Source organism: Paenibacillus puldeungensis (assembly GCF_042678945.1).
Taxonomy (GTDB): domain Bacteria; phylum Bacillota; class Bacilli; order Paenibacillales; family Paenibacillaceae; genus Fontibacillus; species Fontibacillus puldeungensis.
Genome location: NZ_JBHTLM010000001.1, coordinates 612270 through 629065 on the forward strand (window position 1 = coordinate 612270; position 16796 = coordinate 629065).

At 47.8% G+C, this 16796-nt stretch carries 16 protein-coding genes; 12 read left to right on the top strand and 4 right to left on the bottom strand.

All coding sequences use genetic code 11. The features are described from left to right. Positions 1-41 precede the first annotated feature (41 nt). From ACFQ3W_RS02625 to ACFQ3W_RS02640, 4 genes are all read right to left on the bottom strand, one after another. Positions 42-1124, bottom strand: a complete 1083-nt coding sequence (locus ACFQ3W_RS02625; protein WP_379316285.1) for an outer membrane lipoprotein-sorting protein — start codon at positions 1122-1124, stop codon at positions 42-44. Next, positions 1114-2610: a HAMP domain-containing sensor histidine kinase gene (locus tag ACFQ3W_RS02630; protein WP_379316287.1), complete on the bottom strand. Its 1497-nt coding sequence runs from the start codon at positions 2608-2610 to the stop codon at positions 1114-1116. Before ACFQ3W_RS02630 ends, ACFQ3W_RS02625 begins: the two co-directional genes overlap by 11 nt. Then, positions 2607-3344: a response regulator transcription factor gene (locus ACFQ3W_RS02635; RefSeq protein ID WP_379316289.1), complete on the bottom strand. Its 738-nt coding sequence runs from the start codon at positions 3342-3344 to the stop codon at positions 2607-2609. The genes ACFQ3W_RS02630 and ACFQ3W_RS02635 overlap by 4 nt, the downstream gene beginning before the upstream one ends. 163 nt (positions 3345-3507) lie before the next feature. Continuing rightward, positions 3508-4851 carry an Nramp family divalent metal transporter gene (locus tag ACFQ3W_RS02640; RefSeq protein WP_379316400.1) on the bottom strand — a complete coding sequence of 448 codons (1344 nt, stop codon included), beginning with the start codon at positions 4849-4851 and terminating at the stop codon, positions 3508-3510. 335 nt (positions 4852-5186) lie between these two features. On the opposite strand from ACFQ3W_RS02640, the gene ACFQ3W_RS02645 reads away from it, so the two are divergent. From ACFQ3W_RS02645 to ACFQ3W_RS02700, 12 genes are all read left to right on the top strand, one after another. Next, positions 5187-5465: a hypothetical protein gene (locus ACFQ3W_RS02645; protein WP_379316290.1), complete on the top strand. Its 279-nt coding sequence runs from the start codon at positions 5187-5189 to the stop codon at positions 5463-5465. Positions 5466-5647: 182 nt separating this feature from the next. Continuing rightward, positions 5648-6052 carry a thiol-disulfide oxidoreductase DCC family protein gene (locus ACFQ3W_RS02650; RefSeq protein WP_379316292.1) on the top strand — a complete coding sequence of 135 codons (405 nt, stop codon included), beginning with the start codon at positions 5648-5650 and terminating at the stop codon, positions 6050-6052. Between the two features lie 149 nt (positions 6053-6201). Then, positions 6202-7353: a hypothetical protein gene (locus ACFQ3W_RS02655; protein WP_379316294.1), complete on the top strand. Its 1152-nt coding sequence runs from the start codon at positions 6202-6204 to the stop codon at positions 7351-7353. Next, positions 7350-8600 carry a CpaF family protein gene (locus tag ACFQ3W_RS02660; RefSeq protein WP_379316296.1) on the top strand — a complete coding sequence of 417 codons (1251 nt, stop codon included), beginning with the start codon at positions 7350-7352 and terminating at the stop codon, positions 8598-8600. Before ACFQ3W_RS02655 ends, ACFQ3W_RS02660 begins: the two co-directional genes overlap by 4 nt. Then, on the top strand, positions 8591-9394 hold the full coding sequence (locus ACFQ3W_RS02665) for a type II secretion system F family protein (protein ID WP_379316298.1): 804 nt from the start codon (positions 8591-8593) through the stop codon (positions 9392-9394). Before ACFQ3W_RS02660 ends, ACFQ3W_RS02665 begins: the two co-directional genes overlap by 10 nt. Positions 9395-9410: 16 nt before the next feature. Beyond that, positions 9411-10289, top strand: a complete 879-nt coding sequence (locus ACFQ3W_RS02670) for a type II secretion system F family protein (RefSeq protein ID WP_379316299.1) — start codon at positions 9411-9413, stop codon at positions 10287-10289. A gap of 33 nt (positions 10290-10322) precedes the next feature. Further along, positions 10323-10517: a Flp1 family type IVb pilin gene (locus tag ACFQ3W_RS02675; RefSeq protein ID WP_379316301.1), complete on the top strand. Its 195-nt coding sequence runs from the start codon at positions 10323-10325 to the stop codon at positions 10515-10517. A gap of 2 nt (positions 10518-10519) precedes the next feature. Next, complete coding sequence (locus ACFQ3W_RS02680) at positions 10520-11176, top strand: TadE/TadG family type IV pilus assembly protein (RefSeq protein WP_379316303.1); 657 nt, start codon at positions 10520-10522, stop codon at positions 11174-11176. A gap of 112 nt (positions 11177-11288) precedes the next feature. After that, positions 11289-13514 carry a TadE/TadG family type IV pilus assembly protein gene (locus tag ACFQ3W_RS02685; protein ID WP_379316305.1) on the top strand — a complete coding sequence of 742 codons (2226 nt, stop codon included), beginning with the start codon at positions 11289-11291 and terminating at the stop codon, positions 13512-13514. Then, positions 13483-14499 (top strand): TadE/TadG family type IV pilus assembly protein, encoded by a 1017-nt coding sequence (locus tag ACFQ3W_RS02690; protein ID WP_379316307.1) that lies wholly within the window; start codon positions 13483-13485, stop codon positions 14497-14499. The genes ACFQ3W_RS02685 and ACFQ3W_RS02690 overlap by 32 nt, the downstream gene beginning before the upstream one ends. Positions 14500-14512: 13 nt before the next feature. After that, the gene (locus ACFQ3W_RS02695) at positions 14513-15022 is read left to right on the top strand and encodes an A24 family peptidase (RefSeq protein WP_379316309.1); all 510 of its coding nucleotides are present in this window, start codon (positions 14513-14515) and stop codon (positions 15020-15022) included. A gap of 16 nt (positions 15023-15038) precedes the next feature. Continuing rightward, on the top strand, positions 15039-16742 hold the full coding sequence (locus ACFQ3W_RS02700) for a DUF6382 domain-containing protein (RefSeq protein WP_379316311.1): 1704 nt from the start codon (positions 15039-15041) through the stop codon (positions 16740-16742). Positions 16743-16796: the final 54 nt, after the last annotated feature.

Consider the following 16796-nt stretch of genomic DNA (forward strand, 5'->3'; position numbering starts at 1 on the left):
CTCATAGACTCGCGCTTTTTAATGCAAAGGAATGATTAGTTTTATTCCTTAGGTGTTAACTGCAGCTGCTCAGCTAGCTTGAGGGCTTCGTCCAGTTTCAAATCGGGGTGCACAAGCTGCAAGGAGTAACGCAGACCATCTTCATCCCAAAAAATAAAGCGTATATCTGTCTCATATTGCCCCTTTTGACCATGGACTTTGACTGGTTTTGTTTCAATTAGCCCTGAATCATCGGTAATTTCTTGATTGTCTTTCGGGGTAGGAAATATGGATAAGCTTACATAAGGAGTGCCGTTCTTAGTGTAGTTTAAGGCAACTTCATTTCGATTCAGGCTACCCTTAAGCTCATCCAGTTCAATGCTTTCTAGCTCAAGGTTCTTGTTGTTCCAATAGTAGAAAGGTTTCTCCAATGCCTTGACCGCGTCAGGTAAAGTGACCTTTTTTGCTGTTGGGCCCGACGGCAGCATCTTTACATCGCTTGGCAGCTGTAGACGAAAATTAGCATTACTGAATTTCGGAGCATCGTTGAATTCCGTAATTTCGGTTTCAATCTTGGAGTCGCCTGATTCGCTGATCGACTTAAGATCGATCCAGGTTTTCTTATCTATCCATATCTCCATAGCTCCGATGATGGTCCCTTTCTTATTCGGCACTAATTTGATATGGTACGTATCTCTCCCGGCGATTTTTTCACTGCCTTCATTTTCGATGGTATGCGTCTTACGCGTTAAATCAAGAACCTTTAGCATTTGATCCTTCGCAGACATGACACTCATACCTGCTTCAGTTGGGGTTTCCATAACCATAGCCGTCTTCTTTTCAGGCTGGTACATGATGATCTGTTTGCCATCATTTACGACAATGGAGTGATCCCCAGCGCTTGTGTTTTCGATTCGGGATCGTCCGTTGGCGCGGTCAAATGCTTGCGTGAACGTGCTGTCTTCAACAAGCTTGCCTTTCTCATATACGCGCATGCTTCCTTTCGATTCGTACGATACCGGATTTTTATCGGCAGACACCGCCTTGGTGACGATTTCTTCAGCGGACAGCTTTGATCCAGGAGCGCAGCCCGAAATTAAAGCCGTTCCTACGATAAGTGTGCAAATCAACAGTTTAATTTTCATTTTGTTCTACCTGCCTTTTTATTTTTGGAAGCTGACATACCGCGAGCATCCCGCAGCCTTCAGAAGAATATAGAGCGAAGGTGCCTCCATGCCGCTTGGCGATCATTTGTACAATACTAAGACCCAGTCCCGAGCTCGCCCGGTCTTTCTGCGTTCTTGAGGCTGTGCCCTGATAAAAGGGTTCGTACATTTTTTCTAAAATATTTTCTGGGATTACCGGACCCTCATTTTGCACCAGGATCCAGATCGACGGTTCTATTGGCTGTTCAAGTCCAGAAAACTTTGTAGGGAAAACCCAGTTGGGCAGCGCCATATTCGCATCCTGAGCATGGAGCCAAATCCGCCCATCTGAGCCAGCGTATTTCAAGGCATTGTTCATGAGATTATCTACGAGTCTGGTCATCTGCCGGGGTTCAACCATACAACTTCCAGTCACCCAGGCAGAGGTCTGAAGATGGATACTCTTACTCTCACAGATGGCCCCATAGCCGGATTCCAGCATCTCAAAAAATTCATCGCCATCCACCGGCACGAAATCCGGTGGGTGATTCATAGATTGCAGCGAAGTATATACCGATAAATCATCAATCATCTGCCGCATCTGTTCAACTTTTGAGAAAAGGATAGCTGTGTATTCTTTCCGTTCCTTTTCTTGCAGCTCGGGTGATTCAGACAAAGCTTCAGCATATGCCCGGATTGAGGTTAACGGCGTCTTTAAATCGTGGGATAATGAGGCCACCATATAATTGTTAGCTTGTTGCTGGCGCTGCACTTCATCCCTGCCTTCCACAATCTGCCGCTTCATCTCCTCAAACTGATCGATTACATCGCCGATCTCTCCCTTTATCCGTTTATGTTCATCGGCAGGGGAGGAAGGAACATTCCGAGCAAAGCTTTGCATTCGCCGGGTTAACAAGCCAAGCGGCCTGTTCAGCTTGCGATTGAGCAAAATAACAATAGCGGCATAAAGGAAGGCCACAAAAATCAGCAGCAGTGAAACAATAAGTCCCGTCCTTGAGCGAACGCCGCTTATCCATGCCTCGCGAGCGATCGTTATTTTATAGATGCCTATAAGTTCTCCATCCGAAAATACCGGCTTCTTCAGCGAAAAAGCCCTGCTGCTCTCCTGAATATCGTATAAATCCGTAAAAAGTCTTTCCTGATTAACCGGAAACAACCATGTAGCATCATCCTGATCGACCGAGGAGAAAAGAGTAACGCCATCGCTGCGATATAAGTCGATCTGGACGGAGGGACTTGTAAGTGCCCGAATAGAAGCGTATTGGGCGGACGGCTGAACCCGGTATAGCTGAGAGGATTGCAGCTTGTCCTCGATATTGGCAAACTGCCTGGCTACTGTCAATGTCTCGGCTACGTCTTTTTGCTCGTAAAAATTTCCGAGAAGAATATAGAGAAGGTACAAGGCGATTAGAGGGAGCAGCATCACCGTTAGAAAGCTTAGCAGCAACCAAGTTTTTATTTTCATGTCAGTCGTTCCCCAATGAATCGATATCCGCTCCCCCAAACGGTTTGTATGAACATGGGCTCGCGTGAATTTTCCTGCAGCTTGCTGCGCAGCGATTTGATGTGCACCGTTACCGTGTTGTTTCCCTCCGTATCGACTTGTTCCCATACATGCTCATATAATTCTTTTTTGGTAAACAAGCGATCCGGATGGGAGGCAAGCAGGTAAAGGAGGGACCACTCCTTAGCTGTCAAAGGCAGTTCTTCATCGTTCAGAGCAGCTCGTCGATGGGAAGCATCAAGGGCGAGACCTCCACGGTAGCTCCACACATTCGCGATGTCTGCAGATTCGCCTTGGTGATATCTACGGTAACGCCGAAGATGGGATCTGATACGCGCAGACAGTTCAGTTAAACTAAAAGGCTTGGTGATATAATCATCGGCCCCGAGTTCAAGTCCTTCAACCTTAGCCTGATCCTCCTGACGAGCGCTCATCAGCAGGAGTGGCACTTCACTGGTAAGGCGAATGTTGCGGCACAGATCAAACCCGTCCATCTCCGGGAGCATAATATCAACTACAGCTAGATCGGGAGACAAATCCTGAAATTCTTGCCAACCCTCAAGCCCGGTTGATGCCCAAGTGCAGGTGTAACCTTCTCTTCGCAAGTGGTCAATAACAATCCGTGCGATTTGCGGATCATCTTCAACGACTAGTATAGTAGCTGTATCTTTCTCCTGTGGCTGCTGTGGTGCCATTCTTGTAGCTCCCCTCTCCTCGGTGTTTATTATAAGCCTGAGATTCGCAGGCCCTCGGTCATTTAATAATAACTTTATAATTAATGAGAAACTTGTGTTTGCGCAACAAAAAAAGACACCCTCACCTAATTTTTTATAGGTCGGGGGTGTCTGTATTTTATTTTTATGAGGCGATCGTCTGCACTAGCAGGTATATGTTAAGCAGTACGATAATACCTGCTACGAACCAAGCTAACATGTTAATCCATAGCTTGTTCGCGAATTCGCCCATTTTTGTCTTGCTGGACGTAAATTTTACAAGAGGAATTACAGCAAACGGCAGCTGCAAAGATAAAATAACTTGACTGAAAATAAGCAGATCCTGAGTACCTCGTTCACCATATATCGCAGTAACGATCACTGCGGGGATAATGGCAATCAAACGTGTGATGAGCCGGCGGAGCCAAGGGGTAAGCCGTATGTTGACGAAGCCTTCCATCACGATTTGACCGGCAAGTGTTCCCGTTAGAGTCGAGTTTTGGCCCGAGGCCAGCAGTGCAATAGCGAACATGACGCTGGCTAAGGTTGTGCCTACGATTGGGGTGAGCATATGATAAGCCTCAGAAATATCTGCGACCTGTGTCAAGCCTGCATGATGAAAGGTTGCAGCCGAAACGATTAAAATCGCCGAGTTAATAAAAAGAGCGAATGTTAGTGCGATCGTCGAATCCCAGGTTGCATATTTGATGGCCTGCCGTTTTCCAGCCGGGGTTTGCTCATATTTCCGCGTTTGTACAATCGAAGAATGCAGGTATAGATTATGCGGCATGACCGTCGCTCCGATAATGCCGATAGCAATATACAGCATTTCTGGATTGCTCAAAATTTTTAAGCTTGGCGCATAGCCCTGAGCCACTTCACTCATATTAGGTTTAGCCAGAAAAAGATCCACGCCGAAGCAAATGCCGATCGTCGCAATTAGGACGACAACGAAAATTTCCAGAACACGAAATCCTTTGTGCTGCAATAGCAAAATAAGCAATACGTCAACAGCCGTAATTAGCACGCCATATATAATCGGAAGGCCAAACAATAAGTTCAGAGCAATCGCGGCTCCAATCACTTCGGCTAAATCTGTAGCAGCAATGGCTAATTCACACAGCAGCCACAACATGATGACGACGGGCTTGGAATAACTGTCGCGACAAGCCTGCGCCAAATCCTTTCCAGTGACTATCCCGAGTTTCCCGGACAGGGCCTGCAGCAAAACAGCCATCAGGTTGGAAATCAAAATAACGGAAAGCAGCGCATAGCCGAATCTTGAGCCGCCTTCGATATCGGTAGCCCAGTTTCCGGGGTCCATATAGCCAACGGCTACCAAATAGCCGGGGCCGGCAAAAGCAAGAAATTTTCTAAACCAGGAGCCATTAGATGGAAAAGCAACAGAGCGGTGCGCTTCCGGAAGGGAAGGTTGCTCATTTTCAATTTTCCATGGTCTTTGAGAAGCTCCAGTTTCATTTTGGATCATATTCATCGTCATCACCCTCTCGTGCAAAGCTGCTAAAAATAATGTATGTTTCAAAATTGTAATTGAGCATGGTTCTCAATCAAATTTTGTATCTATCCTCCTTTATTGTACACCTACAAGAGTTTTTGTCTAGGGAAACTTTTTTGTGAAAATAATAACTTATTGGATCAAATTAGGAATGAAATCGCCTTATTTTGTGTATCCTGACTAAATACAGGGAAAATGACGATGGTACAAGTACTATAGCGGCTTTTCAAGTTGACATGACGCAGAAAATTATTTAATATGACTAAGTACTAAATCAGGAATGAAATTTGATAATACGGGTGATAACCATGTCTTACAGACCGAATGTTGTAAATGTGACCAAGGCCGGAAGTAACGAAAATGATGGGTTGTATGAATTTATCGTTAAAATGGCTGACGGTACGGCTTGTCGTGTGTTTTACCACCGTTTTCCAAAATGGCGGTTATCGAACGTCAGCCGGCTGCAGAAGACGCCTTGTCCGGTCTGCCGAAAGGACTTTATTTGCCAGTGCATGGATAAGTTTTCAGCGGATATTCACCGTCAGATGGAAGAAGGACAATGGCTTGACAATCTTGTCGGCAAATAACTTGATCTTGAAGCTGACGACAATCGGCACGGGGATAATTCCCCGTGCTTTTTCTTTTGGGGAATATAGCATTTGTTAGTAGCGATGGCGGGATGAAAGGTGCTAAGCTTGAGATAAGACTCGTCATAAGCTGTTCATCTACTAAGTAATTCGCTTCATTATATGGATGGGGGATCATGGATATGAAACAAAAACATAACGATCAATATCCCATCGTGCTTTTTGACGGAGTGTGTCATCTTTGCCAGGGAGCCATAAAATTCATCATAAAGCGAGATGATCGTGGTCGGTTTCGCTTTGCGGCGCTTCAATCGGAAGCGGGGCGACAGCAGCTTCAAGGTAAGACCCTGGTAGAGGACACAATAGTCCTCGTGGAAAACGATAGATGTTACACTCGTTCAACTGCAGCGCTGCGCATCGTCAGAAAATTACGATTTCCTTGGCCCCTATTGTATTTTTTTATCATTATTCCCCCTGTTGTGCGGGATGGAGTATATCGATTTATCGCTGCTCACAGGTACCGCTGGTTTGGGAAAGATGAAACATGCCTCGTACCGACTAAAGAAATTATGAACCGCTTTTTGTAAACGTAAATAGGTCTTGCTGAATCTCCAAAACTGTGATATTCTTACTGTAAATTTTAGGAATACCGGAACGGTAGCACCGTCCTTGATCCGATTATATCGGATTTTGGGCGGTGCTTTTTTGTTTCCGGAAGGTGAAGGAGGGAAGGAACGTGATCCCTGTCAGACTTGTACTGGCTTCACGGGACGAGCAGTACATTGAGCTTTTTCTGCATTATGTGCATAACAGCGAATTTGATCGCAATCTCGTTGTGACAGCATTTAGTCTTGAAGAGGCTTTTCATAAGTATATGGAGAGTTCGGGAGAATCGGTTGATGCTGTGTTATGCGAAGAAGCTTTTCTAGAGCAAGGTGTGATGGATAAGAGACAGCGAATCATTTGGATGTGCCTTACCGAAGGCAGCGGAGCAAATTTTGCAGGATACCAAGTGTTTAAGTATCAGCCTTTGCATGAGCTGTTGTCCACAGTTTTAGAGCAAATCCAGTCCACCAATGAAGTAAGACTTCCTGACATTGGGCGAGCGATGGTGATTGGGGTGTATTCTGCAGTCGGCGGATGCGGTAAAACGATAGTTGCCCTGAACATGGCTAAACAGCTGGCGGCCGAGGGAAGGAAAGTATTTTATCTGAATCTGGAAACGTTTGTTAGCAGTATTTTATTCGCCGAACAAGGGCTGCCGGAGGGGCGAGGCGCAGGGATGGCTCGGCTTTTATACGACTTAAAGGCGACAGCTGACCGAAAGGAGCCCATGCGTCAACCTATTTCTACTTATACTTTAAGACACCCTTTATTTCATGGAGATATGCTTGGTCCAGTGGATAATATCAATGAATTGCTTGAAATGGAATCCCACGATACGAAGGAACTCATCGATTATATTGCCGGAAGCGGGGTTTACGACATGGTGATCGTTGATGGGGACTCTTATTTAAACGCTAGGACGGAAGGGGTATTGGAGAACGCGGACAAAGTGGTCTGGATTGTCACGGACGATGGGGAGGTGATGCGAAAAACCGGTACAGCATTGACTCACCTGGAGCGACATCATCCCTCTTTATATCATTCCATGATGAATAAGGTGGTTTTTGCACTAAACCGATGCTCCGGAGAAAGTCTGAACGGAGTGCCTAGGCCGGATCTAACGATTCGGGCAGCTTTATCCCTTATTCCTCCCCGTGGGGCGGGAGGTAGGCAGGATGCGATGATGTACTCCCCCGTTTATCAACGAGACATCCTTAGACTCTGCCGAGAGCTTCTTAGCGGAAATGTCGCTGATTCTGGAGCCCGGGAGGGTGTGCGGTGAGTGAGGATATTTTCAAAGCGCTGCGAAACGAAATACGCTCTGGCCTTGATGTAACGTCAGCATTTAAGGATGAGCAGCTGCTGGATTATATTGAACGGTATGTTCTTGAAGACGAACGTTTAACCGACTTGACTGCAAGTGAGAGGAGAAGGTGGGTTCGCCGGTTGTATGATTCGTTCCGAGGTCTTGATGTACTGCAGCCGCTTGTTGACGATCGGTCCATTACCGAAATCATGATCAATGGTCATGAGGAGATTTTCGTTGAACAGGACGGGCAAGTCCGCCAGCTTCCAATTCGTTTTGAGTCAAAGGAGCGGCTCGAGGATATTATTCAAGGAATCGTCTCCGGCGTGAATCGTGTAGTCAATGAATCTTCACCTATTGTAGACGCTAGACTTCGAGACGGATCCCGCGTAAATATCGTACTGCCACCGATCGCTTTAAAAGGACCGACCTTGACGATCCGGAAGTTTCCAGAACACCCGCTGACGATGGAGCAGCTTGTTGCGAAAGGGGCTCTTGGCGAGGAAGCCGCATTATTTTTGCAAACTCTCGTTCGGAGTAAATACAACATTTTTATAAGCGGAGGTACCGGGTCCGGAAAAACGACATTTCTCAATGCCTTGTCGCAATTTATCCCAGCCGACGAGCGGGTGATTACGATTGAAGATTCGGCAGAGCTGCAAATCGTCACCGTTCCAAATCTAGTATCGCTGGAAACTCGGAACGCCAACACGGAGGGGAAAGGGGAAATTACCGTACGCGACTTGATTCGTTCATCGCTGAGGATGCGCCCCAACCGTATTGTCGTCGGTGAGGTTCGGGGCAAGGAAGCGCTGGATATGCTACAGGCGATGAACACGGGGCATGATGGAAGCCTATCAACGGGACATGGAAACAGTACCGCGGATATGATCAGCCGGCTTGAAACGATGGTCCTTAGCGGTGCGGACCTGCCGATCGGTGTTGTACGTCAGCAAATTGCCTCGTCCATTGATATTTTTGTTCATCTTTCTCGTCTTCGTGATCGCTCAAGGCGTGTAATTGAGATTTCTGAAGTCGTCGGCATAAAAGAGGGGGAAGTCGTTCTGAGTCCGCTATTTATGTTTCAGGAGGAAGAGGAACTTGACGGTAGGATCATAGGGCGACTTAAGAATATGGGGACAGGACTGATTGGCACTGAAAAGCTGCAAGCAGCGGGATTATGGAACGGCTCCCTCGGAAAAGAGGTGAAGCCATGTTTATAAGGAAAGGAAGCTCCTCTGAACCACCCGTAGCTGCAGGAGCAGCCATCCCAAAGCTCCCAGATTATCAAGTATATATTTTGTCTCGCAGGCAAAAAAATACGTCCATGCTTGTTGCGGGTTTAGCCCTGTTTGCGGTGGGATACATCTTTTTTCATTCCTGGATCATCGCGTTGCTCCTTACTGGAGGGGCAGCTTTTGCTCCAAAGTATTGGAGCCATTACTTGCTGAGGAGAAGGAGAGAGGCGTTAAGCTTGCATTTTAAGCAGGCTTTGTACTCCTTGGCATCTTCGCTCGCTGCGGGACGTTCAGTGGAGAATGGGTTTCGTGCAGCAATTGCGGATTTAAGGCTGCTTTATCCAGATGGAGATAACGATTTGATTAAAGAGCTAGGCATTATTTGCACTCGTATGGAGTACGGTCAGCCGGTTGAAGAGGCGCTATTGGATTTCAGCCGCCGTGCCGGGATGGAGGATATCAGTAATTTTGCCGATGTGTTTACGACCTGCAAACGTACGGGAGGAGATCTCGTAGAGATCGTCCGGAGAACCTCTGCAGTCATTAGTGAGAAGCTGGAAATTAGTCAGGAGATCAGCGTCATGATCGCTCAAAAGCGGTTTGAGGCTAAGGCAATGCTCGCTGCTCCCGTACTTTTCCTTTTATTCATGGAGGTTACTTCGCCGGAATATATGGAGCCGCTGCATAGCGGGTTAGGTCAGATCGTATCGGCTGTTGCCTTGCTGCTTTTCGCGGGTTGCGGGTGGCTGATGCTGAAGATTACGGATATTCGAATTTAGAGGGGGCTTTATGGGAATGTTCCATTTCATATGGGGTACCGTATTGCTGACCTTGTTGGGAGTTTGGGCATATTTATTTCACGTATCTCAAAATAAGTATAGCGGCTATAGGAAACTTTCCATGAATGGGGTACGTTTACAGCGGATTTCTCCGCCCATGCTTTTTCTTCTAGAACGGATCAGAGTGTCCCAGCGGTTTCCAAAGGTATTTTTTAAAGTACACCGTGCGGTTCAAAAAATTTGCGGGGATCGCCGTAGCGGTGAATTTACGTTGTTGTTTCTAGCTGAAACCTTATCATACACCTGGCTGCTGCTGACCGCCGGCTGCGCTTTATCGCTGTTAATGAACGGTGACTACACCGGGCTCGTGCTGGGTGCCTTATTGGCTGTTCTTCTCCCAGCTGCGCTAATGAATGATCTTCATCGAAAGGTAGTGAAGCGTGAGCAGCAGGTCATTTTGGAGCTTCCGGAGCTGTTGAATAAAATCGTGCTGCTCGTCGGTGCGGGCTCTACGGTTCAGCAGGCGATAAAGCTCTGCTTGGAGCGCAAACGGGACCAAGAGGATCATCCCCTATACAGGGAGATGTTCCAAATGCTTCGTGAGTGGGAGGGGGGAGATTCCTTTCAACAGGCGATGGAGGGGTTCAGTAAACGTTGTGGGATTCAGGAGGTATCGGCATTTACCACCGCCGTGCTGCTGAACTTCCGCCGTGGCGGCAACGATTTTGCCCTTGCCTTGCGGGATCTTTCACGGTCGCTGTGGGAGAAGCGCAAAGCTGTAAGTAAAACGTTAGGAGAACAGGCCTCTTCTAAGCTGGTTTTTCCGATGGTGCTGTTATTTATGGTCGTGCTCATTCTCGTTGGCGCACCGGCCTTTATGATCATGGATTTATAAAAATGAAGAAAAGACGGTTAGGAGGAATATACGATGTTAACTGTAATTCGCAAGGAATTGAAGGGCTTTTGGCGCAATGAGGAAGGCCTTGGCATGCTCGAAATGATTCTGATTATCGCGGTCATCGTGATTATCGCGGTTATTTTCCGAAATCAACTGAAGGAAATCGTGTCTAGCCTGCTTGGGAAGGCGAAGTCAAAGACGGAAAATTTCATGGATGGGCAATAGAGGTGCGCTTTATCCGGGATTCAAGAGGTGCCTTTACGCTGGAGGCTTCGCTGGTTTTTCCGATGCTTTTTTATACGGTATTGATTTTACTATTTTTCTGCCTGTATCTGTATCAAAGCACTCTCCTTGGCCAAGCAGCCGCTGTCGCCGCCGAACGAACTGCCTATACGTGGGATAACAGCCAGCGTGATGATGTAACAGGCGCATATGTAGAAAATAAATACGATTCCCTGTACTGGAGACTCAAGGATGACGGTATGCTGCAAATCATTTTTGGATGGAGCGGACAAAACGGTACCGAACAGATAAGCTTGCCGTCAAATGAAGCTCCCTCCGGTTCGCTGCCGCAACAAAAGCTGGCCCGAACCGGAGGCAAGCTCCCCAGCAGTATGCAGGGGGCGATGCGGTATGACAACCAGCTCCTTTTGCGCAAAGTGACGGTTGGACTGGAACGCATTGTAGCGTTGCGTCCCTTGGAACGGTGGATGGGAGAAGCGAAGCAGAGCGCTCGTTCGGATGCGTATGTGGTGGAGCCGGTGGAATGGATTCGAAATGTCAACTTAGCGCGCTACTACGGTGCAAAATTTACGGGCAGAGCCAAGGGGCAGAAGATGGACAAGCAGGAGGCAGGAAACGCCTTGAAATTATTTGGTAAATAAGTGGTGGCAATCTATAGTTTTGTCTTCAGTGCCCCGATAGGGCACTGAAGAATTTCACAGCAGGCTAGGCGAATTAGCTTATTATTCATTGGATAGAAAGGGGGATGTTAAGTTGTTTGAACCGGATCGCTCGGAGCGGGGGGCCGTATCCATATTTTTTATCGTCATTTTTGCTGCAGTGTTTGCGTTTGTAGCGATTTTTATCGACTTTGCCAGAATGTTTGCTTTACAGGCGAAAGCCGAAGCTCTGGCCCATGCGGCATCCAGGTCAGTCATGTCCTCCTTTGACCAGAAGCTGGTGGAAAAGTACGGATTGTTTGCGTATGGAGAGACCGACGAAAATTACATCATGTCCAAAGTTCTTAATGAACAATTTGAACTGGTAAGGCGAAGCGATGATCTGCCGCTGCTCGGAGCAAAGCTCGATTCCTCGTCGGTGGAGCTGCTGCAACCGATAGGCATTTATTCCGTTTTCGAGCGGCAAATCAATGAGCAGATGAAGTATAGGGCTCCAATTGACCTAACCATTGAAATATTAAATCGGTTCAAGCCGATGTCTCAGGTTATGAAGGAGGCTTCGAATACGGTAGATTTGCTCGGTAAGCTGCAGAAATTGTACGAGCAGCGGGAGGCAAAGCTGGATGAAATGCTGGAACAACAACGGCAGGCCGCTAAGTTGATAGAGCCTTTCTCCTCCCTGCTGCCCCGAACCGTCTCATTTATCGGGGACCAATCTCTTGGCGGGACTATTTCAACGGCAGCAGATGCAGCTGGGCAATATGCCGACTACGAGCGCAAGGTCGAAGAGGATATGCAAAAAGATTTTCTGGATCGCCTCTATTCGATGGAGATCAGCGAGTATCGTTCAGGGGCTTCCAAAGTCTTTGATGATTTGAGCAGTAGTAGTCGGACAGCAGAAGAACGACACAGTCAACTTTTGAAGCAAGCAGGTGGGCTCCTTGAGGAAGCACGTCAGATTAATGAACAAATGAGAAGGACGATTGAGGAAGCGGAACGAAGAGAAGCGCAGAACGGATATAACGAAGTTGCGGCAGGCCCGAGTACAAAGGGCGCCAATCAAGTGGGCAGCAGCGGTGAAATCGCAAAAATTCGGGAACAAAGCACGTCGATTCTTCTACCGGAAGCCTTATTCGATGATTTGACGAAGGACATTGCGGGGCAAGGCACTGCCTATGGGCGGTTTCAAACGGAGATCAGCTCCCTTTTGTTCCAACAGGGGGCTGTCCTTTCGGCCGCGGCTTCTGTCGGCTCATTTAAATCCGCTGTACCCCGGTCAAGCAGAGAAGCGGATGCGTACCTACGACAGTATTCCGACCACGGACCCGGGAACGTGATCAATGCCAATGCCAGCAAATTGGAAGCCCCTCGCTCCTATGATAAGGAGCGTAAAGCTACGGAACGCGCTGCTAAAGCTAAGCTGACGGAAGCAGCAGGTCTCCTGAAGCAGATTTCGCAAATGCAGGAAAAGCTGAAAAGCTATCAAGGCCAGTTTGATCAACTGAACACATTTTATGAAGAGAATCGGGCAAAGAACAGGGGAGTTTCAGGTGGGGAGCTAGGGCCAACGGTCTCTGGCAGCGATCCTTATCAAGCAGGAGATTCAGCAATGAAGGGAATGGATGCCCTGTACGGAGGCTTGTCCGAGTTCATGAAAGGGATGTCGGATAACGTTTTCCAATCTGAATATATCGTCAGCCATTACAAGTTTTTCGATGTAAATGCTTTAGAGGCGGTAGTGAAGAAAACGGGATCGCAAACGGCGGAGGGTCAATCCCTTATTGATAAATTTGCCCCCGGAAATCAAGAGGTCGAATACATTTTGTATGGCACAAATAATCCCGGCGGTAATATCGCGGCTGCTTTTGGCGAGATTTTTACGATGCGCCTAGCAATTCGAACGATGGAGGGGCTCATCAAAAACGGAAACAAGGGGCATCCCCTGCTGGTATTAGCCGCAGCGCTGCTGTATGGGGTAGAGCACGCGCTTAAGGATATGCTCACACTTATTCATGAGGGTAAGATCATGCTCAGCGATTACCTTAAAGTGGAGCTTACATACCGTGACCATCTTCGAATGTTTTTACTCTTGCATGGGAAAAGCGACGGCAGACTATCGCGAATGCTGGCCGTCATACGAAAAAATACCGGGATCAATACAGACGAACGGGCTACATATATGAGGGGAAAGGTTACAGTGGCTATGCCCTTATGGTTTTTGCCGGGTGTCGCCAAAATGATGGGATCTTCAGGGGTGCTTAAAGGAAAGGTGGAGGGAAGCCGGTATTATGCTGTCAAACAAGCGGACTTCTCTTATTGAAATAACGAAGCTGAAGATGTTCAAGCGCTTTAGGGGCGAGAAAACAAAGGGCAGCATTGTGCTGGAAGCGGCTTTGGTAATGCCGGTGTTTGTGATTGTGCTGTTTTGGTTTATCTACATGGTTCATATGACACTGCTAACCGTTCAATTACACTTTGTTGCCTCCAGTGCCGTCAAGCAGGTATCAGCGCATTTATATCCGGTAGCGATATCGATTACTGGACAGAACCCTAGTGCGGAGCAAAATGCAGGTTCGGGTAGCGGCGATCCTTTCAACTGGACCATGCCGTCACTGTCTTTATCGGAATGGGCTGAACAGTATGCATCCTCTCTTCCTCAGCCGATTTCTAGTTGGGTGATCCAGGCTGCTAGGAAGGGGGAGGAGCCGCTGCAGGATGTAAAGAACAGCTTGGTGGAGAGCGCTCTTGATCCGGTTGTAAAACCGCTGCTTAGGCCCTTTTTGAAGGGGACTCTCTTGAATGAGGAGCAGCTACATGTCAGCCGGGTGACTGTTCCAGATTTGAAGACCGGGAGCAATCCTTATTTTGGCGTGGAGATCGGCTATAAGCTGCCGATGAAGATCCCATTCACGACCAAGCATATTGTGCTCCAGACGAGGGCGGAGGAGCGAGTTTGGATTGGCGACACCGGGGAACTTAAATCACGTGGTCAAGGAAGCTCTTCCTCCGGGCAGTCGGCGGTCATACTTTCCAAGCCTGATCCAGCATATGCCGGGCACCGTGCAACGGTAAAGGCCAGGGTAGCGGCAGGATCAACTGCCAAATTAACCGTGTATTACAAGAGTGGTGTAAGTCAGGCTAAATATTTAGGCGAAGCGGTTGCCGGAAATGACGGAACCGTAGCATGGAATTGGTTGGTCGGGGGGAATACCACGCCGGGGACGTGGACGTTTGTCATTGAAACGGGGGACGGTTCGCAAACGACTGCCGAATTTAACGTGGTGAGTCCGTCAGACCGCAAATAAAGGAGTAGTGCGAATGATTCCTTGGGAATATTGGGGTTGCTTTTTAATGCTCGGAGCGGCATTTGTAACAGATATAAAATCGATGAAAATACCCAATGCAATTACAATGACCGGAGTGGCTGCCGGTTTATGCTATCATTCGATAACATCAGGCGGAAGCGGTGCATTATTCGCTATCAAAGGAGCAGGAATAGGTTTTGCCCTGATGTTTGTGTTGTATTTACTGCGAGCGGTTGGTGGCGGAGACGTGAAGCTATTTGCCGGAATTGGAGCATGGCTGGGGACTGGGCTCACATTATCTACCATGATGTATTCGATTTTCGCGGCAGGATGCATTGGACTCATCATAATTATCTGGCGGAGGGAAGCTTTAACAAGGGTGCGGAGAGTTGCCCATACTGTACTTGGAGCAGTTATTCTACGGAGTGTAGCACCTATTAAGACAGCTGCCCAAGGTCAGCTGCAGTTTCCGTTTATGCTTGCGGTGCTGCCGGGTGCCATAATGTCAGTTTACTATTTTTGAAAGGAGTGACCGTTTCATGCCGGATCTATATGCCGATTTTGTCAGAAACGGCGGGACTTACATGATTTTGAGAGCGGCAGGCGAAGAGCTGCATTCCGAGCATTTGAATCGGGTGCAGCGAGCGATGCTGGCTTCAGTCTCTGTTCCTAATCTACTAAGGCTTGATATCCGGGAAGTCGATTTTGAAGTGAGTCTGCACTATGATATTACCGGCAAAAGAATGCTGTCTCACAGCTTAAGAAGCGACAAAATCGGTATGCCGGAATTTTATAGCCTTCTGCTTCAAATCGTTACGATGCTTGATGAGTGCAAACGGTACATGCTGTTCCCGGCTAATTTTTTACTGGATGAAGAGCATATTTTTGTTGAGGACATGTTATCCTGCGGAATTTTGTATTTTACGTATGTGCCGCTAAAAGAACCGATGGAGGATCGCCCTCTGTCTCAATCCCTGCTGATGCTGACAACTCGCTTGTTGACCAGTGTATCGCGAGTGGAAGGCGAGGGAATCCAGCACATAGTAAAGTTTTGCGGGGAAGAGCAGTTTTCGCTGCCAGAACTGAAGAGGATGCTGCTGCAGTTGCTTTCTGCAGGTCCGTCAATAGAGGATGAGTACAGCAGCTCCCGGCATGTCGAGACGGGAAAAAAGCGGTCCGACATGAGGCTTGAGCAACCCGCTATTGAATATGGGAGATCGAAGCCGAATATGAAGTCAGATACTTGGGGAGCTTCGTCCGGAGCCATTGTCAACGAGTACCTGCCGTCAAACCAACCGATCAGTACAAATATAGATAATTGGAGTGAAGGCGGGGCGAAGCCAGAACGCGAACATTGGCCTGGGGTGGAGGATGACACCGTACAGAAGGTATCCATTAAGCCGACATATTACATCCTAGGGGCGTTACTGATAGACGCGCTTTGTTGGAAGTATCTTTACCTCGATCACCCTGGAAGCATAATGAAATATATCTCTTTGGCGATAACGTTTTTGCTCGCAATTGCCGTATATATGCTTTGGAGCGGAAGATTGCATATTCTTGGATTTGGTGGAAGTCAGGGTTCCTCCTCTATGGTGAACCAAGAGCATGAGGAGTCTACTTCTATCGAGCATTTGGGGCATTCGTCTATAAACAGTTTTGACGGCTTTGATAATTTGAGGTATCTGGGACAGGAAGAGAAATGGGGGAAAGAGGAACGCTCCAAGACTCTCTCCGATCCATTGGATCCCCCCCTTGTCTCGAGATCCTACGAACTGCGTCACATACCGGAGAAGGAAGAGATTAAGGAATCGGTAGAGTATCAGGAACAAGGATTGTCTATCAGCCGATCGGCCCCACCGCAACCAGCTACAGTACTGCTGCAAAAAGCGCTGCCGTCAGAGCGTCCTGGTCAGGAGCGAGAGGAAGGCTATTTTCTGGACAGATATACTGCCGCCGGGATTGGGCCTGAGCGTATTCCTCTTAAGGCTGGCAGCTTTGTCATCGGCCGCTCGGAGGAGATCGTCCAGTATGTGGAGAGCACCCATGGCGTGTCTCGTGCCCATGTCGAGATTATGAACCGCAGGGAAGGTTGCAGCCTGAAAGATTTGGGCTCCCGGAACGGGACGCTCTTAAATGGAGAGCAGATGGCCCCGTATAAAGAATACCCCATCGAACAGGGAGATGTATTTAGACTGGCGGACGTTTCTTTCAAAATCGGTAAAGAACCGGCTCAGGCATAGCTGTGGGGAGATATATCATAAAATTAATAAGCCCGGGTCCTTTAATTACACGAA